The sequence below is a fragment of the Bacillus sp. OTU530 genome, from assembly GCF_038440375.1.
This window is the reverse complement of the sequence record NZ_JASATP010000002.1, coordinates 171,650-198,451: the sequence shown is the minus strand read 5'-3', so window position 1 is coordinate 198,451 and position 26,802 is coordinate 171,650. Positions and strand designations below refer to the sequence as shown.

Here is a 26,802-nt window from a genome sequence, read left to right as displayed (position 1 = left end):
TCTTCTAAATATAAAAAACTTCCGTTGGAAACGGAAGTCTTGGAATAGTATGATAATTCTTCTGTTACACTTTTCCATACATATACACTACGGACACGAATTGCGACTGTCTATTTTACATGCATCAATCTTTTAAACTCTTTTTGATTCACACAATTAATCATTTTATCTACTGTACTATTATTATCAAGAATGTTGTATAGGAAATCATATAAATATTGTAAGTCGCTCGTATTGTTTTCTTTTACGCTGAATAAACAAACCAATTGTACTGGTGTTCCTCCCCAATCAATCGGCTTAACCAAGGAACAAAATGCAACAAACGTCTCTTTGCTTATGTTTTTGATAGGATGAGGAATGGCTACAAGGTTGCCAAAGGCTGTAGAAGAGCATGCCTCGCGCTCTAAAACAGAGCTGCACAAAGTTTGGCTTGCTAAGTTTAACTCAACGATTTTGTCACTTAAAAATTGAATGACTTCCTCTCTCGAATCCATATGTTGCCGTAAAAATATGAGTTCATTCTTTACATGGCTGCTGATGTCTTCACTGTGCTGTTCATATAAATTTTTCCTAATTTTACTTACGTCATCTTTTCCTAGAATAGTGTTCACCTTTGTAACAGGTACAGGAAGATCGAAATCAATCGTAACAGTACTAATAATAAAATCAATATGCATCTCTAATACACAATCTTTTAATTCATAATAGCTGGTAACATCAACAACATCTAACAATCCCCCGAAATGCTCAATCAATTTGTATTTCAATAATTGAGCACTTCCCTTTCCTGTTGCACAAACGATTAAACAGCGTTTTTGTTTCCGGGTCTTTTTCAGCCTCTCGATGGCTGCACCTAAATGAATGGCTAAATACCCAGTTTCACTTTCTTCAATTTCTTTGTTTATCTTGCCACCAATCACACTAGCTGCGATTAAACCAGCTTCGAAGGCTAAGGGATAATGCGTTTTGATATCTTGAATAATAGGATTTCGTACATTTAACCCATATTTAATACGGTTTAATGCAACATATAAATGTGCCGCCATATTAAGCTTTAGCTCTTCGTCATGCTTTACATCTATATTCATCTCTTCGTAAACGGCTTGAATAATTTCTTGTATCATGTCGTTCACTGTTTTCTCTTTTGAACTCGCTTTGGAGGTTGGATAACTAGTCACTTTTGTCCCCAATAAACGAATGGTGATATAAATGCCTTCTAAATATGGGAAATGAATAGAAAATACCTTTTCCAACTCTGAGAGCATATTACGGGAAATCGCATATTCCCTTGTATGTTCAATGTCTTTTGTGTCTATATCTATTTCTTTCATTACACTGCCACTTCGAATTCTTTCAATAGAAATCAAAATATGCGCCAGCAAATTTTCAAATTCTTGATCGGATAATCCCATGCCTTTTTCCTTTAGAGAGCGCAGTACAATCTCTTTAACCATATCTATCTCAAAGGAGTTGAACAATTTCAACATATATTGTTCATTTTGCAGCATCGGTATGTGGATATCGCGATTAAAATAATACTCGGATATACAAGAACGAATGTAAAATTCATCACCCGTTACTCTCACACCGTAATTCGGACGTTTCTCTAGCATTAATTGATATTTCCCTAATAATTTCTTTACATCTTTCATTAAATTATTCACAGTAGATTTGCTAATATAAAGTTCTTCAGACAAGTCTTCTAACTTCATATAATTTGGTGAACTGAGTAATCTTCTTACTATATACATAACTCGTTCTTTCTGATCAGTGGGGACAACAGCATGATTTACGGTATTCTTTTGAAGGTATGTTTGTATAAATGAATAAAATGAACCCTCATCCATGATTTCAAGCTGATACCCATTTCCCCTAGATGACTGGATAACCGCACCGTGTTCACAAATGAGCGAATTTAACATTTTTATATCGCCTCGGATTGTACGTGAGGAAACATTCGCAAACTTTGAGAGATAATTTCCATTAATGACCGAATTTGTATTGAGAAATTCTTTTAATATAAAAATTGATCGAGGATGCAAATGAATCATTCATGATCCCTCCCTTTTTATCCATCTCCCTCATAAAAGGTTCTGATACAAATATGTTGTGAGAATGTAAAGACATGGTCCAGGCAATTTCTTTACATCGAGGAATCGAATGAGGGAATCTATCGCTTGCATGCCATTTCCGCCACTCCACTCCTAAAATGACAATTACATTGGTTGACAAGGTAACCATTAATAGATACATATCCAAACTTAATTCCCTTCTTCTCCTGTCAAGTAAACTTCTTCTCCTGTCAAGTAAACGTTTTTGAATTATAAGTGAGAAAAGGATGTAATATCTTTTTTACACATAGACAATATCATAGAAAGCCAATGAAGTAAATATAACATTATAATCTTTAAAAGAGATACAAACTATAGGTTTGATTGGCTCTGATGTGAATGGGTTGGGACATGGTAATGAAGCAATTAAACTTACCAAGCAATCGTCATGTAAGGAGATGGGTAAAGGCCTATCGTGAATCTGGTGTTCTAGGATTAGAGGATCAGCGTGGAAAATCTATACGTAATACAAAAAAGCAACCGAGTAAAAAAACAATGAACTTAGAGGCAGTAGTAAACTACGTACAAGCACAAAATGATGTATTAAAAAAGATATTGGCATTCAAAATTTCTTTGGCCATTTAAAATCAAAGCTGTTATATCTACAGTCATTTCAAACAAAAGAGATGGTACAGCGTGCCGTTAGGAATTATATTTATTTTTATAACGCAGAAAGAATTCAATTAAAGTTACACAGCCATTCCCCGATAGAGTACCGAAGAATGGCTGCATTATAGACACTATCTTTTTGCCGATGTCTACTTGACAGGGGGACGTTCACACTAACAACACCATCATTACTTTTTATTCCTGCTCGCAATATCAAGCCAAACTGCTAAAATTAAGATGCTTCCTTTTACGATATACTGCCAGAAGGATTCCATTCCCATTAAGGACATTCCGTTATCAAGAGATGTCATAACAAGCGCACCGATAATGGCTCCAAGGATTGTTCCTGTACCGCCCATAAGCGATGTTCCGCCAATTACACATGCAGCAACTGCATCCAATTCAAAGTTTTGTCCCGCTGTAATCGTTGCGGATGTTAGGCGCGCTGTTAGGATTAGAGCAGCCACAGCGGACAGTAAGCCTGTTAGGATAAAGAGAAGCATTGTACGGCTTTTAATATTAATACCTGACAGACGAGCTGCCTCAGGGTTTCCGCCGAGTGCATAAATATGGCGGCCAAATGTCGTTTTGGTTGAAATAAAGCTGAAGATTAATGCGATAAGAATAACAAAGATGATTGGAAATGGTGTTCCTTTATAGCTGTTCATCACATATACGAATGCAATAATAAGAAGGCTATAGAACACAAGCTTTGCTGTATCTAAACCGAACGGCGCAACTTCAAATCCATATTGCTGACGGGATTTGCGTCTTCTAAACATTGAAATAGCCAATGCTCCAATTACGATTACCGCTAAAATCATTCCGAATGCATTTGTGAAATACGCGTTTCCAATCGCTATAAAGTTTGGATCAGAAATTGAAATCGTTGTTGATTTTGTAATAGCCATTAATAAACCACGGAATATCATCATACCGCCAAGTGTTACGATAAAGGCAGGAATTGCACGATATGCGACAAGCCACCCCTGCAATAAACCAATGAGAATGCCAGCTACAAGTGTACCTACAATTGCAACAACTGTCGGCAATCCCATCCAGCTACTTAAAATAGCAGCAACACCGCCTGTTAAACCTACGATAGAGCCGACAGATAGGTCAATATGACCAGCTACGATAACGAGTACCATACCAATTGCTAAGATGGAGGTTACCGACATTTGTGTAAATAGGTTCGATAGGTTACGCGCAGTTAAAAATGTATCATTTAAGAATGAGAATAAAATCCAGATCCCTACTAACGCAATAATCATCGTATAAGCACGAACATCAAATTTTCCAAAGATGTTTTTTGGACTCCGCTGCTTGATGGTCTCTTTTTGAGAAATCACTGCTTTTGCTTCCATTTTTATTTCCCTCCTGTTGCTGCCTGCATAATATTTTCCTGATTTGCTTCCTCACGCTTTAGCTCTTTTACGAATTTCCCCTCATTCATAACAAGAATACGATCGCTCATACCAAGAACCTCTGGAAGCTCAGAAGAAATCATGATGATTGCAACCCCGTCTTCTACAAGCCGATTCATTAAGTTATAAATCTCATATTTTGCTCCAACATCAATTCCGCGTGTTGGTTCATCTAAAATCAAAATTTTCGGCTTTGCCATCAGCCATTTTGCTAATACAACCTTCTGCTGATTTCCGCCTGAAAGAGATCCTACTCTTGTTTCAAGTGATGCTGTCTTCGTCTTCAGCTCTTTCGCATATTTTGCACTCCACTTAATTTCTTCATTGTTATTCATCACACCAAACTTGCTGATTGTAGGCAAACTCGCTAGTGTTGTATTTGTTTTGACATCCATCCCAAGCACAAGACCAAGCCGCTTCCGATCCTCTGTTACAAGAGCCAAGCCTGCTTGAATCGCAGAGCGAACGGAGTTAATTTTCACCTTTTGGCCCTCGATACACACTTCACCTTCTGCTTTTCCTTCATATGCGCCAAACAAACTCATCACAAGCTCAGACCGACCTGCACCCATTAATCCAGCGATACCAAGAATTTCTCCCTTGCGCAGCTTAAAATTAATATTTTCATTCACCTTCATGCCCGGCTTATCCTTATTCCAGACGGTATAGTTCTTCACCTCAAGCACAACTTCCTTTGGTGTATGCTTTACATACGGATAACGCTCTGTTAATTCGCGTCCTACCATCAAAGCGATAACGCGGTCCTCATTTGCCTCTTCCCGGTCTAGAGTAGCGATAGATTGGCCATCCCGTAAAATGGTAATAGAATCTGATAAGAAAAACACCTCAGGCATTTTATGGGAAATATAAATACAAGCAACGCCTTTTTTCCGCAAGTCCTGCAGCAAATTCATTAAAATTTCCACTTCACTCTCCGTTAGCGCTGCCGTCGGTTCATCCAAGATTAAAATTCTTGTATTCTTAGATAATGCTTTTGCAATTTCTACTAGCTGCTGTTGACCGATACCAAGAGAATGAACTTTCGTTTCCGGGTGAACATCGAGTCCGACAGCTTGCAGCCATTTTCTCGTTTCAGCATACAGCTGATCCCATTGAATGGAGCCGAACCGCTTCGGTTCTCTGCCTAGAAATATATTTTCTCCCACTGTCATATCCTTCACGAGCGCCAGCTCCTGATGAATAATGGAGATACCTGCTTGCTCTGCATCTGTAATATTACGGAAATTCATTGTCTTGCCATCGATACGGATTTCACCGCTGTATGTCCCTGCTGGATATAAACCGCTGAGCACCTTCATTAAGGTAGATTTACCTGCTCCATTTTCTCCGCACAGCGAATGAATTTCTCCTTTTTTGACTTTAAAACTTACATTATCTAAGGCTTTTACGCCGGGAAACTCTTTTGTAATGCTCATCATCTCTAAAGCGTACATTATTCCAACCCCCTTACTCTGTAAGGAATGAATTGGACATTCTGTCCAATTCACTTCCTCTTTACTAGAATTATTGTTTTGGCCATTGATCTTTCGGAACGTTTTTAAATACATCCTCAAGCTTTTTGAAGCCATCTTTAATAACTGTCGACATGATGTTTTCTTTCGTAACCGCAACTGGATCAAGCAACACAGCTGGAACATCAATTTTTCCGTTCTCTACCTTTTGATCCGCCTTCACCTGTTCTCCTTTTGCTACGTTTACAGCCATTTCTGCTGCTGTCGTTGCGATTTTATCAATTGGCTTGTACACTGTCATCGTTTGTATACCTTCCGCAATACGCTGCAAGCCTGCTAAGTCTGCATCTTGACCAGACACCGGAATCTTACCGGCTAAGCCTTGTGCCGTTAATGCTTGGATTGCACCGCCTGCAGTTCCATCATTTGCTGCTACAACAGCTTGGATATTGTTTTTATTAGCTGTTAACGCATTCTCCATGTTTTTCAAGGCTTCCTCTGGCTTCCAATCTTTAGAATACTGATCATATACGATTTTGATATCGCCTTTATCAACGAGCGGCTTTAAGACATTCATTGCCCCTTCACGGAATAGCTTTGCATTGTTATCAGTATCTGCTCCTCCAATATAGGCGTAGTTGCCTTTCGGAGCCTTGTCTACAATCGCCTGCGCTTGCATTTCTCCTACACGTACATTGTCAAAGGAAACGTAGTAATCTACATCCGAATTTTTAATTAAACGGTCATAGGAAATCACTTTAATCCCTTCTCTATGAGCCTTTTCTACGATCGCTGCAGAAGCTTCGGCATTATGAGGTACCACTACAAGAACATCAACACCTTGAGAAATCAACTGCTCTGCTTGGCTCAGCTGCATGGCATCATCCCCGTTAGCTGATAGCGTTTTCACTTCTGCACCAAGGTCCTTTGCTTTTTTCTCAAATAATGCTTTGTCTGTTAGCCAACGTTCCTCTTTCAGGGTATCTAGTGAAAAACCGATTACAACTTTATCGTCTTTTTTCTTTTCATTGTTCTCTGCCTTCTGTTCATTGCCAGATGATACAACTCCACAAGCGGCAACCGTAGAAGCTAATGCAACTGCTAAAGCACCTTTAGATACAACGTTGAACCATTTATTCATATGCTTAAGTCCCCCTATTTCTCTATTATGATCACGCTTACATACATAGATTATCATGGGGAATACTCCCTCTGTTTTCACTTTTTCTTCACTTATTTATGCATTATCTTCATTAATTTAACCTATCGAAAACGGTTACAAATAATTTCTACTGAAAACTAGCATTTTTTTATCTTTTACTTAAAATAGTCCAGAATTCAGCCCCTTCTCCCAGAAAATACCGCCTGCGCCAAATTCACTTCCAACTCGAAATCTACTCTTTTTTAAATAGAAATAGAAAAATACCGTTACAAATCGCAACGGCATTCCACATTGAATCTATGTTTATACTATACCTGTTAGAAAAGGAATTTCTTTCACAGTTTGTTAAAGCAAAAGCTTTTGACGATATTCCTTTGGAGCTTCGTTCGTACATTTTTTAAATACCCGGCTAAAATAATTTGGATCATGATAGCCAATCTGAAAGCAAATCTCTTTTAAGCTTAATGCTTCATTTCTCATCAATTGCTTTGCTTTTTCAATGCGCATATTCATTACATAATCGCTGAATGTTTCTCCCGTTTGCTTTTTAAAAAGCTTACTGAAATATACAGAATTTAAATTTACATGCTCAGCTACCTGTTCAAGGGAAATATCCTCTGTATATTTGTCCTTAATATAATTCTTGGCCAGCATGAGCAAATGTCCTGCCCTTTTCTCCCGCTCATTCTTCATCTTAGAAATAATATTTATAACATATTGCTCACTCGCTACTCGCAGCATTGATAGATCATCTATATCAGGGAAGGAAATAGGCTCCAGCTGCAGATGGGAATGCTGCATGAATTGTGAAATATAACCAAACAGAGAAAGAAGCTGAGCGCGAATACGCTTTGCGTCACTCTTCGTTATCTCTATAAGCTTTTCATATATAGTCCGAAGCTGCAACATAGCTGCCTGCTCATCCATGATACTAATTGCATTGCATAGCTGCCGCCCTTGCTCCTCTGAAATGCTTCTTTTCATCTCTTTACGAAATGGCTGCACAGGTACAGCTTCTGTACATTGCTTGCTCGCTGCCAATGCCTCCTCATACGACTGCCGCCAGCCCGCGGCTCCTTTATGTACTGGACCAATTCCAATACAGACGGTTTGTCCTGTTTGCTGCTTTATATATTCACGCAACTTCCCTGCATCATGCAAAAAAGCTGCTTGCTGCACATCTCGTTCCCGCTCTAGGACAACAGGAAAGAAAACTGCCATATGCTGCTGAATAACTGGGCTGACTAAGCAATTTTGCTGTGACTTTACATAATGCTTCGCACACTCATATACGCGTCTTTGCTCCTTTTCATCCTTCACATCTGGAAATGATATCACAACTGCGCTGCCAAATTGCATCTCTATAGCAAGCATTCGTGACAGTGTGAGTACATCCAGCTCTTGAACCGTTTCTAGCATCAGCATTAACGTGCATTCATTCTCTGTAAGAGGCCGAAGATGAGAAACTTGTTCAATAAGCTCAAGCTCCTGTGTTCGCTTGCTGCGGTCTGTAACAATTTCATTCGTAAGCCGCTGGAGCAATGCAACAATCTGCTCCCGTTTTGCCGGCTTTAAAAGATAATCGCTCACTCCTAAGGAGAGCGCTTCCTTTGCATAAGTAAAATAATCATACGCTGTTACAATTACAATCTTTGTATCCGGGAGCTTTTTTTGAATCACAGAAACTGCCTCAAGACCCTGAATGCCTGGCATTTTAATATCCATAAAAATAATATCGGGCTGGTGTTTATCTGCCTTTTCAATTGCAACTCTTCCGTTCTCTGCATGATAGATGGTAAATTGCTCAGGCATTGCCCTTTGCACCATAAGCTCAAGACCTTCTCTCTCTAGCGGTTCATCATCAGCGATTAGTAATTGATACATACTTTCCCCTGCCCCCCTTGTTTGATTGGAAGCTTTAAAATAATACTTGTTCCTTCGTCCTGCTTACTGATAATATCCACAATCTCCTCCTTTTCATAAAAGAGGCGTAAGCGCTTAAATACATTTGTCGTCCCAAGTCCAGTGGAACGTCTCTTTGTCGGGAAAACCGTTGAAGCTGTCAACAGTGCCTCTTTTGTTTCTTTAGTCATCCCAGCACCATTGTCAAAAATAGAGACAAATACAAAGTTATCTATCTCCTTAACAGAAAGCTCTATAATTGCTCCCGCTTCCATTCCCTCAATACCATGTACAAATGCATTTTCTAAAAGCGGCTGAAGAGTTAAACACGGAATGGCCTGTTCTAAGCACGATTCGTTAATATCCAATCTAAACTGGACTCGATCCCGGAATCGCGCTTTTTGAATCGCAAAATATTCCTCAGCATGCTTGATTTCATCCCGAAGCGTCACCGGTTCATCCAGCTTCCTTAGATTATAGCGCAGCAAATTGGACGTAGAAACCGTCAAGTCGCTCGTCTGCTCAGCCCCTTCAATATATGCCAGCTTTGAAATTACATTTAATGTATTAAATAAAAAGTGTGGATTGATCTGGCTTTGCAGCGCCTTTAACTCAAGCTCTTTTACAAGGCGCTCTTTTTCCAGAATTTCCATATTCTTACCCATCAATGTTCGGAGATTCTCTAGCATTTCATGAAACATATTTCCTAAAATACTAAACTCGTCCTTCGCTTGGAATACTGGTACAGCTATATCTAGGTTCCCTTTGCCAATCTGCTTTGCAATATACACAAGACGCTGGATAGGAATGACAATGCTTCGTGAGAGCCAGATTGCAAATACGATACTAAGCGCCGTTGTAAGAATAAATAGTATCCCGCCTAATTGGTTCATAGATCGTGTATTAGCCATAATCTTCTTAAAAATCGGCTGGTAGTTGCTTAGTTCTAAATCAACAAGATTTTGACTATCCTCCCGAATGAAAGAAGCAATTTTTTCAACTTCCTTGTATTGTTCCACATAGCCCGCAAAATCCTGCTCAAGTAATTTTTTTGTAGTAGCAGTCTCCAGCTCTAAAAATGATGAGATGAGATGACTGTAATTTTCTAAAATAAGCTCCTCATTTCCTCCGCGATTTTGTTTCTCTAATGATGCCTGAAGAGCCTGCAGCTTTCCTTTATGCCGAAGGAATGAGCTATAGGAATTTGTATCCTGATTCGCAATATAGCCGCTTAATAAACGGAGATTTTCCTGTGTCTCCATTGAAATTTGCTTGTATAGAAAAACCCTGTCAATCATGACATTATAGCTTTCTTGAACCTTTTTCCCGCTCTGAAAAACAAAAAATGAAACCAAATTAATTAAAATAACGAGAATTGGGATAAAAATAAATAATTTTGTGCGAATATTCAATTCGTTTCCTCCAGATGTACATTATTTTTCGTAATCACCTCAGTCGGAGTAAAATGTTCCACTTTCATCGCCTTCCCCTGTAAATGCTGGCGCAGAATTTTGATAGATTGAAAGCCCATATCAAAGGGTTTTTGTACAATGGTTGCTTGAATATGCCCATTTGAAATAGCTTGCAGAGTTTCCTCTACATCATCAAAGCCAAATATTTGCACATTATTTCTGCGCATATTAGTTGTTGCATTTAAAATACCGATTGCATCTAAAGCACTCATGCCGACCATAATTGACATGTCAGGATGCTTCTTCAGCATGCTTTCTCCCTGCAAAACGGCTTGGATTTGAGAAATATTCGACGACATTACCTCGACAACCTTCATCTGTGGATGCTTCTGAATGACAGATAGGAAGCCGTTAAATCGTAGTTTTTGACTTGTTGATGTTTCACTGCCAATCATTACGCCAATTTCACCTTCGCCCCCGGTCATTTCCGCTACCACTTCTCCTAATTTCTCACCAGCTGTATAATTGTCGGTTCCGACATAGGCAACCCGCTCACTCTTTGGCGAATCTGTATCAATCGTGACGACAGGAATATTCTCGTTAACAGCTTTATTAATAATTGGGGCAAACATCTGTTCATCAAGGCTTTGTACAACAATCCCGTCTACCTTAGATACAATTGCCTTTTCAAATAATTTCATTTGTTCTTCAACACTTGTCTGCAACGGGGCAATATACTCTACCTGCACATTGTACGTATGGGCTGCTTTCCTCGCTCCTTGTTCAATGCTTCTCCAATATGGATTATCCAATTCCTGGGCAATAAGAATAAAATGAGCCGTTTTTCCCTTTGCCTTTTGCGTCGTTTTCAAACTTTCTACGGCATTTTCAATATTGTTCGTATTTGCTGCAAAGCGAATAAGTACGTACATAAAAAGAACAAACAACACTATTAAACTAGCCGTCCACCTTTTGTTTCCCATATGTCCCTCCAATCCGTATTATATATAGTACAGATTAAGGGAAGCGTTTTCAATACCTTGCTGGATAAAATATAGCAAAGCAACTTAGGACAGTCTTTCTTTACTTGTCTAAGGAAACATATTGTATTAAGAAAAGCGGACAAGGCCCGCCTTTTATGGCAGCGTAGGGGTGGGCCGAAGTAAAAGGCGCTTTTTTCCTTTTGCAGAGGTTCAGCCCGGAGTCTGCCATTTTGGACCTTGGGAGCTAGACATCACCCCGAAAAGTTATACTTTCTGGTTACAATGTAAAAAACCTGAGTCCTGTACAATGCAGGATTCAGGTTTTTGTATAACATCGCAGCTCATATCTAGAAGAATACCGATACAAATACGGATTGCAGGGTTATAAGTATTCACAGTTATCACGATTCGCCTTTGTCTAACTTCTCAATCTCGTTTAAAAGCTGACGCGTTCGTTTCGCATTGCCTTCCGCAAAATTTTGCAGCCGCTCCTTCAGCTCTTCATCTGCATGAAGTCGCTCTGCTGTAATTAAATAGGTACGCATCATTTCATTTTCCATTTCAAGCGAATGCTCCAGAATATCCATTAACTGTTTTCCAGACATGGAATCTCCAGGCTTTTCCTGCCTGTCATAATCAAACTGGTGCGAGTCCATAAAATAATCTCCTCTCCTATCACTATCCACCAAGAATTGTTACCTATTCTCCCTCTTTTCATACGCTTACACTTTATTTCTAAATGTAAAATTAAATCCTGGATGGAAATTTATACTTTCCTACAGTGCAAAAATAAAACGGGAGGTTTCTCCCGTTTTACTCGCTAATCCACGTCAATCCTATCGTTCCTTGTCCCGTATGGGTGCCAGCCACCGGACTGAACATCGTCGTCGTAAATTTAACATGAGGATAAATTTGTTCCAGTTCCCGCTTCCATACCATTGCTTTTTCCGGATCATTACCGTGAATAATGCTTGCTTCTTTAATGTGCGAAGCATCAGCGTCCAAAATCTCATACAACCGAGCCTTTGCCTTTGAGTCGGTACGAATTTTATCAAACAGTACAGCTTTTCCTTCATCGAACTTAATTAACAATCGCAGCTTAATTAAGTTTCCAATGAACGCCTGTGTTGTAGAAACTCGTCCGCCCTTATGAAGCTGTTCAAGGCTGCCGGGAATCATGTACAATCGTCCTTTATCAGGAAGCGTCTGAAGATAGGATACAATTTCCTCATACGTTCTTCTCTGCTGCTCAAGCTCTATCCCCTTTTGCACCATCTTCCCTAATGCATACGAACCAATTTTTGAATCGATAATCTCAATAGGGAGACCAACCATTGCCGCTGCACTCACTGACGTTTGATACGTTCCGGTAAGAGCACTTGACGCGTGAATGGCAATCACGTATTCGTACTCCCCTTTTAACTTCTCGTATAAGCTTACAAACTCGCCGATAGCCGGCTGAGACGTTTTCGGTAATTCCTTAGACTCTTCCAACCGTTTGTAAAATGCCTCTGCTGTAATATCTACATCTTCCTTGAATGATTCACTCCCAAATATAATTTCAAGCGGCACAACATATATATGATGCTGTGCGATATATTGCTTCGAAAGCGTCGCAGTGCTGTCTGTAACCCAGGCAATTTTCCTTTGTTTCGTCATTCAAGTATTCTCCCTATGTCCTTTTCTCTAATAAAGAAAACTCGCCGATTGGCGAGCCCTGCCCTTGGGCGAAGACAGAGGCGTAGTTGCACTTATAACTTTATTCCTAAAATTTCTCACTACGTCGAATTGTCTCCCAGCTAGAAATTTATACATTCTTAAAGTACAAGTATTACGATTCTATCTCTTAGTTTTATGTGCTGTAGGCGAAGGCATTCTTTGCCCACTTAGCCTTGTACATATAACTCTCTAGAAACATCTGCTAAAAGAGAGTTCTCCTCTTCTGAAGCGTACAAATACAGTTCATGCATCGCCCGTGTGCACACTGTATAAAACAGCTTCCGATCTTCGGTACAGTATTGCGAAGCGTCATACACAATGACCGCATCAAACTCCACGCCCTTAGCCAAATAAGACGGAATAACAAGCACCCCTGGCTCAAAGGAGGCACTCTCCTTCCGAATGAGGCGAAGCTGAAGGTCGTCTCGCATCGCATTGTACGCCTCCATGCTTTCTGAAGCTGTTTTGCAAATAACAGCGATTGTCTCATGCCCGGCTGCTTGCAAACTTCGAACACGTTCTATAATACGCTGTGCTAACTGTTCCTTCAAAACGTTTGTAACAGAAGGCTTTTCCCCTTCACGGTTAAATGGCTCAATATTCTCTCCACCGGAAATCAGCTGACTTGTAAATTCAATAATTGGCCTTGTTGAACGGTAGCTGCGTGTCAATATAATTGTTTCGGTCTGCTTAGGACCATATAGCTCTTCAGCCGCCATAAAGCCGTTATCAGCAGCATGCGCATGAATTGCCTGATTCAAATCTCCCAGCACCGTCATACGCGCAAGCGGAAACAGCTTCTTTAAAAAAGCAAACTGAAACGGTGAATAGTCCTGCGCTTCATCTACAAACACATGGCGTACGGACGTATTGCGCTGAAAGCCTTCAAGCTGTTCTTTTAAATACAAGTACGGTGTTGCATCTTCATAAAACAGCTCGGCCGCATCTACCTTTTCAACGGTTTGCTTACACATATCCGCCCACTGCTCCGGCAAATCCATTTGAAATTGCTCGGCAGCCCCCGGTGCGAACAGTTGCTTATATACGGCAACAGCATCTAAAAATTGGAGACGCTTCACAAACCGGCGCAGCGGCTTAAACTTCTCCTGCACAACAACCGTTGCTAACAACCGCTCTTCCCTCTTAAAATCATCAAAGGTATGCTCAGAATATTCTTTCTGTTTTTGCAATCTGCGATAAGCACGGACATAAATATCATTGTCCAAAAACTGCATTTCCTCTTCGACCCATGGCTTTTTCCGCTCCGAACGCTCCAAACGTCTTAATTCGGTTTTCAGCCATTCTGCAACAAGCTGCATCCGATTTGGAATGGATAGACTTGCATCTAAGCTATAAAATCGCTCATGAATTTGCGCTGCGGAAATCAGAACCTCTTCCCGAAATATCATATCCCTAAAGATCAATCCCTCTTCATGTAAAGCCTCTACATACTGCTCAATTAACCGCATAAAATGCATCGTTGCTTTATAGCGAATACTTACCATGCGCACAGGATAGCCCGGATCACCCTTGGAACTAAGGGCATATTCCATTTGTGTAAATGGATCCTCTAAATCAAAATGCTTACCAAGCTGCCGCTCCAAATATTCCTGAAAGGTCGCCTGCTGCATATTTTCTTCCCCAAGCTCCGGCAAAACTGTTGCCACGTAGCTATTAAACATGGAGTTTGGTGAAAACAACACAATCTGATCCGCGTTTAGCCCGCCACGATATCGATAGAGCAAATAAGCGACTCGCTGCAAAGCAGCCGAAGTTTTTCCGCTCCCTGCTGCTCCCTGCACAACCAACAAACGGCTTGTGTCGTTGCGGATAATCCGATTTTGTTCCTTCTGGATCGTTGCTACAATGCTTTTCATTTGTGTGTTCGCTTGCTTCCCCAATACCTCACGCAGCATTTCATCACCAATGGTAATGCCAGTATCGAACATACTCTCAATATGGCTATTACGGATGACAAACTGGCGCTTTCTCTTCATTTCTCCTGTAATCGTACCGCCAGGCGCCTCATATTGTGCTGGACCAATTCCGTAATCATAATATAAGCTTGAAATCGGTGCTCGCCAATCATAAACGAGAAATTGCTCCGTCTCCTCGTCATAAAACGAACCGACTCCTAAATAAATCCTTTCTTCCTCTTCTCCGTCTTCTATAAAATCAATCCGCCCAAAGTAGGGGGAAGACTGTAATCTTTTTAATATTTTCAGTTGTTCATTTCCATGACGGTGACTCCGTTCCCTCTCAGCTAATAATTCAACTTGCTGCTTTAAGCTCGTGAAGGTTTCCGCAGCTTCAACCGCATCATCAAAATTTACAGTTACATCCTCCCAAAAGTTTTGGCGAATTCCTACAACTTCTGATTTTACCGCTCCCGCTTGCTGCTCTAGGGCGGCGCTTTTTAATTTCATTTTTGCGACGACTTCATCAACGCGTTGTTGCTCCTGCTCTAAATCTCTCATAGACATCCGCCACTCCTTTTATCAAACTAAATCCCCTTATGGAAATTTATGTATAACGGTTTTTTCTATCCTATTGCTATTCTCTTTCATCCTAGCTAAGGATGCAACTTATATTATGACACAGACACGCAAAATCCATCGGCGTTCCTGTCTTGAATTTTTTCTTTTCCTAATATATAACTGCTGCATGCCCAAAATTCCTCCCTTCTGGAAATTTATCCTTTCTTACGGCGCAAAGAAAAAGGTATAACAAAAGCAGCATATAGCGCTATTGTTATACCTATAATGAGTTTCTTATATGGTGAAAAAAGCATAGCATTCAAAGATGCTGTTGAGAATGTCTATACGATTGATATACCTGTTTTAGATCACTCAATGTCATTTCATACAAATGAACATTGGACTTCTTATAAATCCCAGCTTCCAGCAATCTTTCAATGTAAAATCGCTTTTGCCGTTCTACGGCTTTTCTGAGTAAATTTGACATGCCGCATGCCCCTTTCTGAAAAGCTTATTGATTTTGCAATGTCCGCAGTAGATCGAAGGCTTTGTTTCCCGCTAACGTCATCAACTCTTCGAGCATCTCATCTCTCAACAAATCCAGCTCAATAATTTTTCTGGCCAGTTGCATAGATTCCTCTAAATTTGTCACGTTGCCCCCCTCCTTTCTCCTGCTTTCATGTGCTGATTACACTTTGCTGTATATTATTTTGCCTTTATTTTATTGTATGAAATTTCCAAGTATTTTCCTCAAAAACCGTAAGAAAACCTTACAGTGTTTTGAATTTTTTTCCATTACATGTAAGAAAATATAACAAGAATGTCAGAAAATATAACAAACATGTCGCATAATTCGCAAAAAAAGCGTATAGTAATAAATATGGGAAAGAAAGTGTAACACAAAAAGGGGAGAACTGTGTTGGCGCTCAAAGAAGAGTCCTATAAAGACAAGAAGGTTATTACCATTGGAACAGTCAGTGAAATTACAGGATTATCCGAACGTCAGATTCGATACTACGAAGAAAGAAAACTCATTTTCCCGGAGCGTACGCAGAAAGGTACAAGAAAGTACTCCTTCAACGATATAGAGCAGTTGATGGAAATTGTGGAGAAAATGGAGGAAGGCGTGCAGACGTACGAAATTCGAAAAGAGATGCTGCGAAAGGAAAAACAACTGAACGAGAAAACTGTTCGTGAACAAATGATTCGCGGACAGCTAAATGCACAATTTGGTATTCAAAAGCCACGATAATTGTATGAAAAACATCCGGAAAGCTTTCCTATAGAGTTCAGATAAACAAAAAACACGAATAACCGGAGCAAATGGCACAAAACATTCATATCGCACCTATGATAGGATTTTGTACTTGGTCAGTTTATTTACCGCACATACCCTTTCGCCTGCCAAAACGGCTGCACCACCTACCTTCATTCACGCACCTTCTTTTGTACACAAGTATCGTATGTTGCCAATCATATGAAAAAAGGCTGCTCTTAGGCAGCCTTTTTTCATATCGAGAACTTGTTAGAGTACCGTCTCGTTTCATCATCCGGTACTATCATTCAATTTATCAAATTCACCTCTTGCGCTATGTAAATGCTTAAATACCTCAAGCTGCTGCTCGGGAGATAATTCCTTGACACTTGTATCATCAAATCCTAAAACAATAGATAACAGATCTGTTAAATAGCGATTGTCCACAAACTCATTGGGCATATTTTATACCTCCCTGTGCAAAGTCTTTCTACATAGAGTTTCCACTCTTATGTATTTTTATACGAATCAAAGCAACCGAAAAGCAAATACTTTCCTAGCAAACTTACGACACCGTCCAGGACCAAGACGGTGCCTCATGAATCGTTGCTTATTTTACCTGTTAAATACGCACTTCATTCTATAGCCAGCTGCAGAAAGAATTCCTTAGCTCCCCGTGTACGGGCTACCATAGCCTCCTCCCGTGTACGGGCTGCCATAGCCTCCTCCCGTGTACGGGCTGCCATAGCCTCCTCCCATATATGGACTGCCGTAGCCTCCTCCCGTATATGGACTGCCATAGCCTCCTCCCGTGTATGGGCCGCCATAGCCTCCTCCCGTATATGGACTGCCATAGCCTCCTCCCGTATATGAGCATCCACAGCCTCCCCCCATATATGGACTGCCGTAGCCTCCTCCCATATATGGACCCATAGCTAAATATGGAGATCCTCCAAATGGTACCTGTCGTGGAAACATTCCTATTTCCTCCCTTTTCATTATTTTACCTATCACCTTTACCATATGCGTCTTAAAGCCAACAGGAATAGGTGTTTATCTTCCTGACAACAAATATTGAAATAGATCATATAACGCCCGTTATAAGCAACCAAACAACCAACAACGGGCTATCCTTTCGTACAAAGAAAGGATAGCCCGTTTGTCCGCTATTAAGAAATCCTTGATTCTACTACTTTTTCTACCTGTTGCGGAGTGAATTCATTTTCCATTTTTGCAACTACAACAGTTGCCACACCGTTTCCGATTAAGTTTGTAATAGCACGCGCTTCAGACATAAAGCGATCCACTCCCAACAGAAGTGCCATACCCTCTACCGGAATTACCGGGAATGCGGCAAGCGTCGCAGCCAACGTAACAAATCCAGAACCCGTTACTCCTGCAGCACCCTTTGACGTAAGCATTAAAATACCGAGCAATGTGATTTGATCCCAAATGCTTAAATCAATACCATAAGCTTGCGCGATAAAGATTGCAGCCATGGACAAGTAAATAGATGTTCCATCAAGGTTGAAGGAATAACCCGTTGGCACTACAAGACCAACAACAGATTTAGAGCAGCCGTATTGGTTTAATCGGTCCATTAAACGAGGTAACGCAGATTCAGAGGAGGAAGTACCTAATACTAGGAAAATCTCATCTTTAATAAATTTAATGAATGATAGAATGTTAAAGCCATAGAATCTTGCAATTGCACCTAATATAAACACGATAAAGAAGAACATCGTTAAGTAAACAGAGCCCATTAGTTTGCCAAGAGAAAACAAAGAACCAAGGCCAAAATTTCCAATTGTATAAGACATCGCACCAAACGCCGCAATCGGAGAAAGCTTCATAATCATATTTACAATTCCGAAAAAGCCATGACTCAATTTATCGAACAGTTGAATAACAGGCTTTGACTGCTCTCCCATAGCCGCAAGCGCAACCCCGAATAACACAGCAAAAAATAGAATAGGAAGCAACTCACCCTTTGCCATCGCGCTCACGATATTATCAGGAATAATACCCATGAGAAAGTCTACTAAACCATGACTTGTTTCTGCTGCTTGCTTTGTAAATTGAGAAACATCTCCCTCTATGTTGCTCGTATTAATGCCCTCACCAGGCTTCACAAGATTTACAATAAGGAGTCCAATCGCCAAAGCAAACGTTGTCACAATTTCAAAGTATAACAACGCCTTACCGCCAATACGTCCTACCTTTTTTACATCTCCCATGCTTGCAATACCAATGACAATTGTAAAGAATACAATCGGAGCAATAACCATTTTAATGAGTTTAATAAAAATATCAGCTAACACCTTCAACTCTGCTCCGAACGCAGGGAAGAAGTGACCCACGCAAATACCAATAATAATTGCTAGAATTACTTGAACAGTCAGATTTTTCAATTTAGACATCGTCCAGCCTCCTTTTAATTTTTGAAAACGCTTTATTTCCTGTACCCAACTATAATAGAAGTTCACAAGTCCGACAATTTTATGGTTTTTTAGTTCTTATTGTTCTTTTTGGTCTCACAAAATAACTAGGTTATAATAAAAGAAAGTTCCGTTATGACTACCAGGAAGGTGATACACTTTGCATTGTATAAGGAGAGTTCTTTTCTATCCCATCATAACAGCCGCCTTTCTATTGTCTGGATGCAGCTCCCCTCGCGCTGTGGACTATGATCAAGTAAGCGATCAAGAAAGGCTCATTATTCGCTTCCCGTATGTAACGGGGGAAAATACTCCTAAAGGATTAGCAGCGAAGAAATTTAAAGAGCTTGTAGAGAAGCGGAGTAATGGAAAAATCGAGGTGCAGGTCTTTCCAAATTCCAGTCTATACTCTGACTACAAAGAAATTGAACAGCTGCAAAAGGGAAATGTTCAGATGATTGCGCCACATACAGCCAAATTTTCAGAAATCCTTCCAGAAGCACAGCTGCTAGACTTACCATACTTATTTAACAACCATGAGGAAGTTGATGAATTGGCAGAGGGGCCAGTCGGCGCAGAAATAAGCCGGCTTCTTGAAAAAAAAGGCTTTAAGCTGCTTGCTGTTTGGAATAATGGCTTTAAACAGCTGACAAACAACCAAAAACCAATTCAAACGCCTGAAGATCTCTTTGGACTGGTCTTTCGTATCGCACATAGCGAAGTAATTAAAGAGCAGTTCGAGCTTGCTGGCGCCAAAAGCATTGTTCTGCCATTTGATGAATTGTACGGAGCATTAGAAGCTGGAAAAGTGCAGGGAGAAGAAAATACTGTTTCAAACATTAATAACAAACGGCTCTACACTCATCAAGAATATATGACTAAAAGCGACCATGGCTATTTAGGATACTTTGTTATTACAACAAACCAGTTTTGGAGCAGTCTTCCGAAAGATACAAAAACGATGCTTGAGGAAACAATAGACGAGGTAACAGAATGGGAAAGACAAACAGCTGCAAAGATGGAGGAGGAGCAATACTTACAGCTGAAACAGCAAGAGGATCTTTCTATTTATGAGTTAAGTCCTAAAGAAAAGACGGAGTGGAGGAACACCTTTCATTCTACATACCAATGGTTTACAAACAAAATTGATAATAAAGTGATTGAAGAATATGTAAAAACAAAATAACCATAGTTTCTCGTATAGACAATAAATCATTTAAAGAAAACTCGCCGATTGGCGAGCCCTGCTCTTGGGCGAAGACAGAGGCGTAGTTGCACTTATACTTTATTCCTAAAATTTCTCGCCACGTCGAATGATCTCCCAGCTAGAAATTTATACTTTCTTAAAGTGTAAGAAAGGCGGACAAAGCCCGCCTTTTACGGCAGTACAGGGGCCGGAGTACTTCAACCTAGAATGTATCCATTTTTACAAGAAAGAAAAAAAGCTTCACAGAAAAGCAAGATGCAGCCCGCCTTTTCTATGAAGCTTTTTTCGTAATAGAAGAGCTGCCAATTGTAGCTGTTTCACATTATAAAGGAGAATAGCGATTAATAGGTCGTCCAATCGTTCCATATTGAACTTCCAATTTTATTTTTTTCGTTTTCTCCAGATAATCTAAATATCTTCGCGCTGTCACTCGCGCCAGCCCAACCCCCTCAGCAACCTCTTCAGCCGACAATGCTTTCTTCTGATTTAATAAAAACAGCAAAATTTGTTTCATTGTAACTGCATTTAACCCCTTTGGAAGAGGCTCTTCGGATAATTGCAACTCTCTCTGCTGCGGCTTGACCTTAGTATTCGCCAAATAATCAATCTCTTCTTGGTTTAGCTCGTTCTTTGCCAGCTTGAGACGGAGCGCCTTATAATTATCAAGTGCACTCTTGAAGCGGTCAAAGCGAAACGGCTTCACAATATAATCAATAGCTCCGTACCGAAATACACTTTGCACTGTTTCTGAATCACGAGCTGCGGTCACCAAAATCACATCAACAGGTTGGTTTTGCTTACGCAGTTCTACCAATACATCCATACCATTCAAATCAGGCAAAAAATGATCAAGAATAACAAGATGGGGCTGCTTTGCAGCAATCGCCGCTAAAGCCTCTATACCAGATTGCGCTGCACCTACAATTTCAAATCCACCGGTAGCTTCCACAAACTGCTTGTTCACCTCCATAACCATCGGATCATCATCCACAATCATTACCCTGATGTTTTCCTGCAACTCCCTTGCCCCTTTCCTATTTCGGAATAATAACCGTGAAAATGGTTCCCAGATTTACTTCTGTCTCCAAATCGATTCTCCCACCCACATTTTCTACATACCTATGAATCAGAGCAAGCCCAATTCCCCGATTTTTACTTCCCTTTGTCGTAAATCCTTGCTTATATATTTGATCTCGTATCTGTTTCGGAATACCTTGTCCATTATCCTTTATCTCAATTCTTAATTCATCCGCCAAATCACGAATGGCACACTCTATTTTCCGTCTCTCTAAGGCCTGGCCTTGAAGTGCCTCCATCGCATTTTCTAATAAGTTTCCGATTACCGTAACCAAAATACCAACATCCCATTTCTGCGGGATGTCCTTCAAACAGCTGCCGCGGTCGATATGGAGCTGAATGCCCAGCTCCTTCGCCCGGCTTACCTTTGCGAGCAACAAACCAGAAATGCTATAGTCACATATGTTATTAGTTAAAAAGGATGCCAGCTCCTCCTGCTCATGTACACTATCGAACACGTAACTAAGCGCTTGTTCTGATTTTCCTAATTGAATAAGCCCAGCAATTGCATGCAGCTTATTTCGATGCTCATGATTCTGTACACGAAGCGCCTCAATAAATTGCTTAACCCCTGTCAACTCCTCGGCCAAATTGAACATTTCTGTTTTATCTCGAAACGTTGCTGCCGCTCCTACAATTTTCCCCTTCACCCGTATCGGCAGAATACTAACCAGTATGCGAGCGTTACCAACAATGCGATCCTCATTATATTGCGGAGTTCCCGTTTGCATCACTGTTGTTAACCCGCTGTCTGGGATAACATCAAACACTCCTTTTCCAACAACAGGTTCTGCCAAGCCAAGAATGCGGCAAGCCTCTGGATTCGCTATTGTAATACGATATTGACTGTCAATCGCTATAACCCCATCACCAATTGATTGAAAAACAGCAACCCGCTCCTCAAGCAAGCGGGCAATCTCAGCCGGCTCCATATTAAACATTTGCTTTTTAATATTGTAAGCAAGCAATACTGCCCCTATCAATCCAACAATGAGAGCAATAAAAAAAGGAATCTGCAAATCACTGCGATATTCTAAAAGCAGCTGCTTATACGTCGGTGTTACAATTCCTACAACAACAACCCCGACTTGTTTGCTTTCCTTCATCACTGGCACAAACGCCCTGATAGAAGGCCCCTTACTGCCATAGGCACGGGAAATATACACATGCTCAGCTAAGGAAGGGCCTTCATCTCCTCCCATAAATACTGTCCCAATCTTCGATGAGATAGGGTGAGAATAGCGAATACGATTCATATCATAGACGACAATATATTCCACATCTGTTGCAAGACGAATTTTTTCAGCAACCGGCTGAATGCTCTTAGCCCCATCAGGCTGCCCAACATTATTAATAATTGGCTCCAGCTCCGCAACCGATCGGGCAATAGACAATGCACGCTGTCCTTGTTCATCTTCCGTTGCTGACAATACCTTTTCTACGAGCATTCCACCGCTAATAGCACTTGATAAAAATACAAGGCAAAATACAAGAATCCCAATTTTCATGCGCAAATTGGACGTAAACAGTTTCTTCATCTATAATTTCCTCAATGTTTGTAGTTGGACTGCAAAGAAAATACAACAAGCTTAGTATAGCATTTCATAAGATTGGTTTGCATACAAATCGGGAGGCTCGCTTAGTCGAATCACTATCTCACTTGTAGAAAGAAAACCCAATCAGCATCTATCTGGGAATGTATCGCTAAAGTAGAAACGAGAGATTATTTTGCCCAATTCCTCTAGTAGCATTATACTATGTAAAAAGACTGTAGGATGAAGGGAGAAACACAATGAGCCGATATGCCGTTTGCAGAGTTGAAAAAGATGGTTATTTCATTTATTCATATGCTGAAACCTTTGAGGAAGCCATTCAAAAGGCAGAGGAATGCAGTATGAGAAGCGGTGATTCCTATATTGCGATTTCAGAAGAAAAATTAAAACAACGAGAGATGAAATAATGTAAGCCTGCTGATGAACAGAGGAGACATATTTAGCTGCAAGTCTAGTTACGTATGTACGCGCGCCTGCCATTCATGTGTTTTGTAAGGACGTCAGCCGATTATACTGCTCAAGGGTGCCTCTAAAAAGAAACATAAACCTTTGTATGTGAACTACCACGAACCTAAAGGTATCGTGGTTTTACGCCCACAAATATAAAAACCTTATTTTCTCTGATTGTTGATTTATAGATTTAAGGCAAAGCAGCTGTTGATTGCCTAATCATCAATTCAGGAGAAAGGAGTAACCGTTCTTTATAAGGTTTAGATGTTTGCATTTCTTTCGTTAATAAATCAATAACCTTTGCTCCCATCTCTTTCACCGGTTGGGCAACTGTCGTTAACATTGGAGAAGTTGTCGTCGAAAGTACCGTATTATCAAACCCAACAACAGATACATCCTCAGGAATATTGAATCCCATTTCCTTAGCAGCCTGTATAACCCCAGCCGCCAACAAGTCATTACAAGCAAAAATAGCAGTCGGCCTTTCTTGCAAGGAAAGAAGTTGCCGGGCACCTTCATATCCCTTTTGAATCATAGCTTCTGTTTTTATTATATAACCATCCAATATAGGCAACTCAGCTTCTTCCATAGCATCTCTAAATGCCTCTAGGCGCGGTATATTACTCCGAACATTTTCAACAATAATAGCAATTCTCTTATGACCTAAGGATAGCAAATATGAAGTAGCTAAGTATCCTCCTTTATAGTCATCAACCGTTACAGTATCTATAGATAATTTTGGGATCTCTGAAGCGATTAAGGCAATCGGAATTCCTTTTTCCAGCAGACCTTCAAGCAAGTCAGTGCTTCGAAAAGCTGAAGCTACAACAATGCCATCTATTCTTTGGCTAGTTAAAAGTGATAGATATTCTTTTTCCTTTTCTGCATCATTATCTGTATTACACATCATAACATTAAATCCCAACTCACGACTGCGATCTTCAATGCTTCTTGCAACCTCAGCATAAAACGGATTTGAGATATCAGGAACCAGCAAACCAATCATCTTTGTTTTTTTCCCTCTTAGAGAAGCTGCGGCTACATCAGGATGATAATTGAGTTTATTCATTGCTTGGAACACTTTTTTCCTAGTTTGTTCACTAATGCTTCCCGTATTATGTATCACTTTTGAAACAGTGGAAATGGAAACCCCAGCTTCTTGAGCGACACTATGAATGGTCGGTTTCACAACAGTAGCTCCTCCTTTCTTTACTAGCTTTCATTTATATAACATTAACATAGTAACATGAAAACGCTTCATGCTATTATAACATGTAAAATTCAATATCGAATATCAAGACTATTGTTTAATATTATGTATATCTTCATGATACATAAGTACAACAAAGATATCTTAATATAACAAACTCAAATATAACCCACTCTTGCTCCTCTCCCTCCTTCTATACTGCTATTTTATAAAAGGAGAAGTATGTTCCGATTTTACACTTACTCCAATATTAGGTCTCCCTTCTAAACAAAAAAACTAAGAGAAAGTATGTACAGGAGCAGGATACCCACTAAAGAAAACTCGCCGATTGGCAAGCCCTGCCCTTGGGCGAAGACAGAGGCGTAGTTGCACTTATACTGTATTCCTAAAATTCCCTACTACGCCGAATGAACTTCTAGCTGGGAATTTATACTTTCTTACAGTGAGAAAAAGACAGCCTTGATATACAAGGCTGCCTCACATTCGTTATTGATAGTCTCTACAGCATACAGCACCCTTTTCAGAGAAGTGCGTACGACTTTTTAATAAAGTCTGATAGTACTACATTCGGTAACATGACCTAAGGTAGAACAATGGAGGTGTTCTCAAGTCGCTTAACCCATCAATCAAATCAGCAAATTTTGAATCAACACTCCATTTCGTAATAGGGTGATGTACTTCGACAGCCCTATGTAAACTGCATACTTACAATTTATTTTTCTAGTCATAAGCGCTTACAATTATTTTTCTTATTGGACCTTCATCATTGATTTATTTGTGTTGCCCTGATCATATTGTGAACGGAAATGCTCCTCTATATCTTCAAGTGTGCGTCCATTTGTTTCTGGCATCCATTTGTAAACGAAGCCAATTCCCAATATACCAAGAACGACGAAAATAAAGAATGTAGTAGATAGACCTACAGAGCTTAGCAGTATTGGAAAAGTAAAACCAATAATAAAGTTTACAATCCATAGGAAAAATACACTAATACCAGCCCCAAGACCCCTTAGTCTTTGCGGGAAGATTTCTGCAATGACTAACCATGTTACCGGTCCAACACACGCCTGCATAAAGGCAAGGAATAACACCGTTAAAGAAAGCACAACATACGGAAGGGCAGCCGATCCTTCAAGTACCTTTGAAAATATTGCAATAAGTAAAAGTGCTGTTGTGGTTCCAGACAAACCAATAATCAGCATGGGACGACGATTTACCTTACCAACCATCCAAATCCCAAATACTACTGCAATCACTGAAACGAGCCCATTCGCAATGTTAGCAATTAAAGCCGCCTTCGTACCAAAGCCAGACTCTTCAAGAATTTGCGTTCCATAATACATAATGGAGTTAACACCTGTAATTTGATTTACCATGGCAACCCCAATGCCAATTAACAAAACGCGGCGCATCCATGGTGCGGCAAAGTCTTTGATAGATGCCTTTTCAAGCTCTGAATCCTTTTGTAATGCTGCTTCAATTTCATTAAATTCAGTTTGTGCTCGTTTCTCGTCACGTATTTGTTTCAGAACACGCAACGCCTCATTCTTTTTCCCTTTTGCAGCTAGCCATCTTGGGCTCTCTGGAACAACAAGCATACTTACAAATAGCGCTAAAGCCGGAATTGCACAAATAAAAAGCATGTATCGCCAAACATGTCCAGTATCAGCCATTGTAACACCAAGAATAGCGTTGAAAACGTAGGCTAATAATTGCCCGCCAACAATCATAAATTCATTCATCGTCACCATTCGGCCGCGTTGCTCATGGGGTGCCATTTCTGCTAAAAAGGCCGGTACCATCGATGATGCCCCGCCAACAGCGAGCCCTAGTAAAAACCGGAAGACAACCATGATTGAAACATTAGGCGCAAATGTAGTTCCAAGTGATGCTAACAGGAATAAAAACGAAAGATTAAGGATCATTTTCCGACGACCATAGCGGTCTGCTAGTTTACCGCACGCTAACGCACCAAATGCAGCTCCTAATAGAAGCGAGCTCGTAACAAGACCTTCTGTAACTGGTGTTAGATGAAGCTGATCAGGCCTTTCCATAAAAGGTAAAGCTCCGTTGATAACCCCAGTATCATATCCAAAAAGAAGCCCGCCAAAGGTCGCAGAAATCATAATAAGCTGCAAAAAGCTTTTATAATTTCTTGGGTTCTTCCTCCCTTGATTGCTCATGCATGATCACCCTCATTTGCTGTATTGTGCCAACCTCTAATTCATACACTGCTTCTCGTTTTACTTTACTTTTAACAATCTATAAGTCCAACTTAAACATCTGATATATCACTAACTCTGCCACTTAATGAATACTTGAACTGACCTGCTTTAAA

The 26,802-nt window shown here is 40.2% G+C and carries 24 protein-coding genes; 5 read left to right on the top strand and 19 right to left on the bottom strand.

Features of this window, described 5'->3' with window-relative positions; genetic code table 11:
* Nucleotides 1-110 precede the first annotated feature (110 nt).
* Entirely contained in the window at nucleotides 111-2,051 is a 1,941-nt protein-coding gene (locus AAHB12_RS02235) for a BglG family transcription antiterminator (RefSeq protein ID WP_342044170.1), read from the bottom strand.
* A gap of 417 nt (nucleotides 2,052-2,468) precedes the next feature.
* Here AAHB12_RS02235 and AAHB12_RS02230 point away from each other — a divergent pair, with 417 nt between their 5' ends.
* Together AAHB12_RS02230 and AAHB12_RS31650 are read left to right on the top strand one after the other, a co-directional pair.
* Nucleotides 2,469-2,696, top strand: a complete 228-nt coding sequence (locus tag AAHB12_RS02230; RefSeq protein ID WP_342044169.1) for a helix-turn-helix domain-containing protein — start codon at nucleotides 2,469-2,471, stop codon at nucleotides 2,694-2,696.
* A 41-nt stretch (nucleotides 2,697-2,737) separates the two neighbouring features.
* Complete coding sequence (locus AAHB12_RS31650) at nucleotides 2,738-2,848, top strand: IS3 family transposase (RefSeq protein WP_446715502.1); 111 nt, start codon at nucleotides 2,738-2,740, stop codon at nucleotides 2,846-2,848.
* Between the two features lie 60 nt (nucleotides 2,849-2,908).
* Here the strand turns inward: AAHB12_RS31650 and AAHB12_RS02225 are convergent, their stop codons facing one another.
* From AAHB12_RS02225 to AAHB12_RS02175, 11 genes are all read right to left on the bottom strand, one after another.
* Nucleotides 2,909-4,087, bottom strand: a complete 1,179-nt coding sequence (locus AAHB12_RS02225) for a sugar ABC transporter permease (protein WP_342044168.1) — start codon at nucleotides 4,085-4,087, stop codon at nucleotides 2,909-2,911.
* A gap of 2 nt (nucleotides 4,088-4,089) precedes the next feature.
* A complete protein-coding gene (locus tag AAHB12_RS02220) occupies nucleotides 4,090-5,601 on the bottom strand; it encodes a xylose ABC transporter ATP-binding protein (RefSeq protein WP_129728438.1) in 1,512 nt (503 codons plus the stop codon).
* A 70-nt stretch (nucleotides 5,602-5,671) separates the two neighbouring features.
* Entirely contained in the window at nucleotides 5,672-6,760 is a 1,089-nt protein-coding gene (gene xylF, locus AAHB12_RS02215; protein WP_129728439.1) for a D-xylose ABC transporter substrate-binding protein, read from the bottom strand.
* Between the two features lie 366 nt (nucleotides 6,761-7,126).
* On the bottom strand, nucleotides 7,127-8,665 hold the full coding sequence (locus AAHB12_RS02210; RefSeq protein ID WP_129728440.1) for a response regulator transcription factor: 1,539 nt from the start codon (nucleotides 8,663-8,665) through the stop codon (nucleotides 7,127-7,129).
* Nucleotides 8,650-10,095: a sensor histidine kinase gene (locus tag AAHB12_RS02205; RefSeq protein WP_342044167.1), complete on the bottom strand. Its 1,446-nt coding sequence runs from the start codon at nucleotides 10,093-10,095 to the stop codon at nucleotides 8,650-8,652. Before AAHB12_RS02205 ends, AAHB12_RS02210 begins: the two co-directional genes overlap by 16 nt.
* Nucleotides 10,092-11,078, bottom strand: a complete 987-nt coding sequence (locus AAHB12_RS02200) for a sugar-binding protein (protein WP_129728442.1) — start codon at nucleotides 11,076-11,078, stop codon at nucleotides 10,092-10,094. The genes AAHB12_RS02205 and AAHB12_RS02200 overlap by 4 nt, the downstream gene beginning before the upstream one ends.
* A gap of 401 nt (nucleotides 11,079-11,479) precedes the next feature.
* Nucleotides 11,480-11,734, bottom strand: a complete 255-nt coding sequence (locus AAHB12_RS02195) for a hypothetical protein (protein WP_246040253.1) — start codon at nucleotides 11,732-11,734, stop codon at nucleotides 11,480-11,482.
* 157 nt (nucleotides 11,735-11,891) lie between these two features.
* Complete coding sequence (locus tag AAHB12_RS02190) at nucleotides 11,892-12,737, bottom strand: DegV family protein (protein WP_342044166.1); 846 nt, start codon at nucleotides 12,735-12,737, stop codon at nucleotides 11,892-11,894.
* 227 nt (nucleotides 12,738-12,964) lie between these two features.
* On the bottom strand, nucleotides 12,965-15,280 hold the full coding sequence (gene helD / locus AAHB12_RS02185) for an RNA polymerase recycling motor HelD (protein WP_342044165.1): 2,316 nt from the start codon (nucleotides 15,278-15,280) through the stop codon (nucleotides 12,965-12,967).
* Between the two features lie 313 nt (nucleotides 15,281-15,593).
* Nucleotides 15,594-15,761 carry a Fur-regulated basic protein FbpA gene (locus AAHB12_RS02180; protein WP_129728443.1) on the bottom strand — a complete coding sequence of 56 codons (168 nt, stop codon included), beginning with the start codon at nucleotides 15,759-15,761 and terminating at the stop codon, nucleotides 15,594-15,596.
* A gap of 24 nt (nucleotides 15,762-15,785) precedes the next feature.
* Complete coding sequence (locus tag AAHB12_RS02175) at nucleotides 15,786-15,905, bottom strand: hypothetical protein (protein ID WP_246040257.1); 120 nt, start codon at nucleotides 15,903-15,905, stop codon at nucleotides 15,786-15,788.
* Between the two features lie 288 nt (nucleotides 15,906-16,193).
* Here AAHB12_RS02175 and AAHB12_RS02170 point away from each other — a divergent pair, with 288 nt between their 5' ends.
* Entirely contained in the window at nucleotides 16,194-16,526 is a 333-nt protein-coding gene (locus AAHB12_RS02170; RefSeq protein ID WP_129728444.1) for a MerR family transcriptional regulator, read from the top strand.
* A 294-nt stretch (nucleotides 16,527-16,820) separates the two neighbouring features.
* Here the strand turns inward: AAHB12_RS02170 and AAHB12_RS02165 are convergent, their stop codons facing one another.
* The 3 genes from AAHB12_RS02165 to AAHB12_RS02155 form a co-directional block, all read right to left on the bottom strand.
* Nucleotides 16,821-16,991: a hypothetical protein gene (locus AAHB12_RS02165; RefSeq protein ID WP_342044164.1), complete on the bottom strand. Its 171-nt coding sequence runs from the start codon at nucleotides 16,989-16,991 to the stop codon at nucleotides 16,821-16,823.
* A 204-nt stretch (nucleotides 16,992-17,195) separates the two neighbouring features.
* Nucleotides 17,196-17,507 (bottom strand): hypothetical protein, encoded by a 312-nt coding sequence (locus tag AAHB12_RS02160; RefSeq protein ID WP_342044163.1) that lies wholly within the window; start codon nucleotides 17,505-17,507, stop codon nucleotides 17,196-17,198.
* 191 nt (nucleotides 17,508-17,698) lie between these two features.
* Nucleotides 17,699-18,949 (bottom strand): dicarboxylate/amino acid:cation symporter, encoded by a 1,251-nt coding sequence (locus AAHB12_RS02155; RefSeq protein ID WP_129728446.1) that lies wholly within the window; start codon nucleotides 18,947-18,949, stop codon nucleotides 17,699-17,701.
* Nucleotides 18,950-19,127: 178 nt separating this feature from the next.
* Between AAHB12_RS02155 and AAHB12_RS02150 the strand changes: the two genes are divergently transcribed.
* Complete coding sequence (locus tag AAHB12_RS02150; protein ID WP_342044162.1) at nucleotides 19,128-20,153, top strand: DctP family TRAP transporter solute-binding subunit; 1,026 nt, start codon at nucleotides 19,128-19,130, stop codon at nucleotides 20,151-20,153.
* A gap of 343 nt (nucleotides 20,154-20,496) precedes the next feature.
* Here AAHB12_RS02150 and AAHB12_RS02145 read toward each other — a convergent pair whose 3' ends face one another.
* Both AAHB12_RS02145 and AAHB12_RS02140 read right to left on the bottom strand, forming a co-directional pair.
* Nucleotides 20,497-21,192 (bottom strand): response regulator, encoded by a 696-nt coding sequence (locus tag AAHB12_RS02145; RefSeq protein ID WP_281278897.1) that lies wholly within the window; start codon nucleotides 21,190-21,192, stop codon nucleotides 20,497-20,499.
* 16 nt (nucleotides 21,193-21,208) lie between these two features.
* Complete coding sequence (locus AAHB12_RS02140) at nucleotides 21,209-22,789, bottom strand: sensor histidine kinase (protein WP_342044161.1); 1,581 nt, start codon at nucleotides 22,787-22,789, stop codon at nucleotides 21,209-21,211.
* A gap of 254 nt (nucleotides 22,790-23,043) precedes the next feature.
* Between AAHB12_RS02140 and AAHB12_RS02135 the strand changes: the two genes are divergently transcribed.
* Nucleotides 23,044-23,211: a DUF3933 family protein gene (locus tag AAHB12_RS02135; RefSeq protein ID WP_342044160.1), complete on the top strand. Its 168-nt coding sequence runs from the start codon at nucleotides 23,044-23,046 to the stop codon at nucleotides 23,209-23,211.
* A 233-nt stretch (nucleotides 23,212-23,444) separates the two neighbouring features.
* Here AAHB12_RS02135 and AAHB12_RS02130 read toward each other — a convergent pair whose 3' ends face one another.
* The gene (locus AAHB12_RS02130) at nucleotides 23,445-24,443 is read right to left on the bottom strand and encodes a LacI family DNA-binding transcriptional regulator (RefSeq protein ID WP_342044159.1); all 999 of its coding nucleotides are present in this window, start codon (nucleotides 24,441-24,443) and stop codon (nucleotides 23,445-23,447) included.
* 770 nt (nucleotides 24,444-25,213) lie between these two features.
* The gene (locus AAHB12_RS02125; RefSeq protein WP_342044158.1) at nucleotides 25,214-26,647 is read right to left on the bottom strand and encodes a sugar porter family MFS transporter; all 1,434 of its coding nucleotides are present in this window, start codon (nucleotides 26,645-26,647) and stop codon (nucleotides 25,214-25,216) included.
* Between the last annotated feature and the right edge of the window lie 155 nt (nucleotides 26,648-26,802).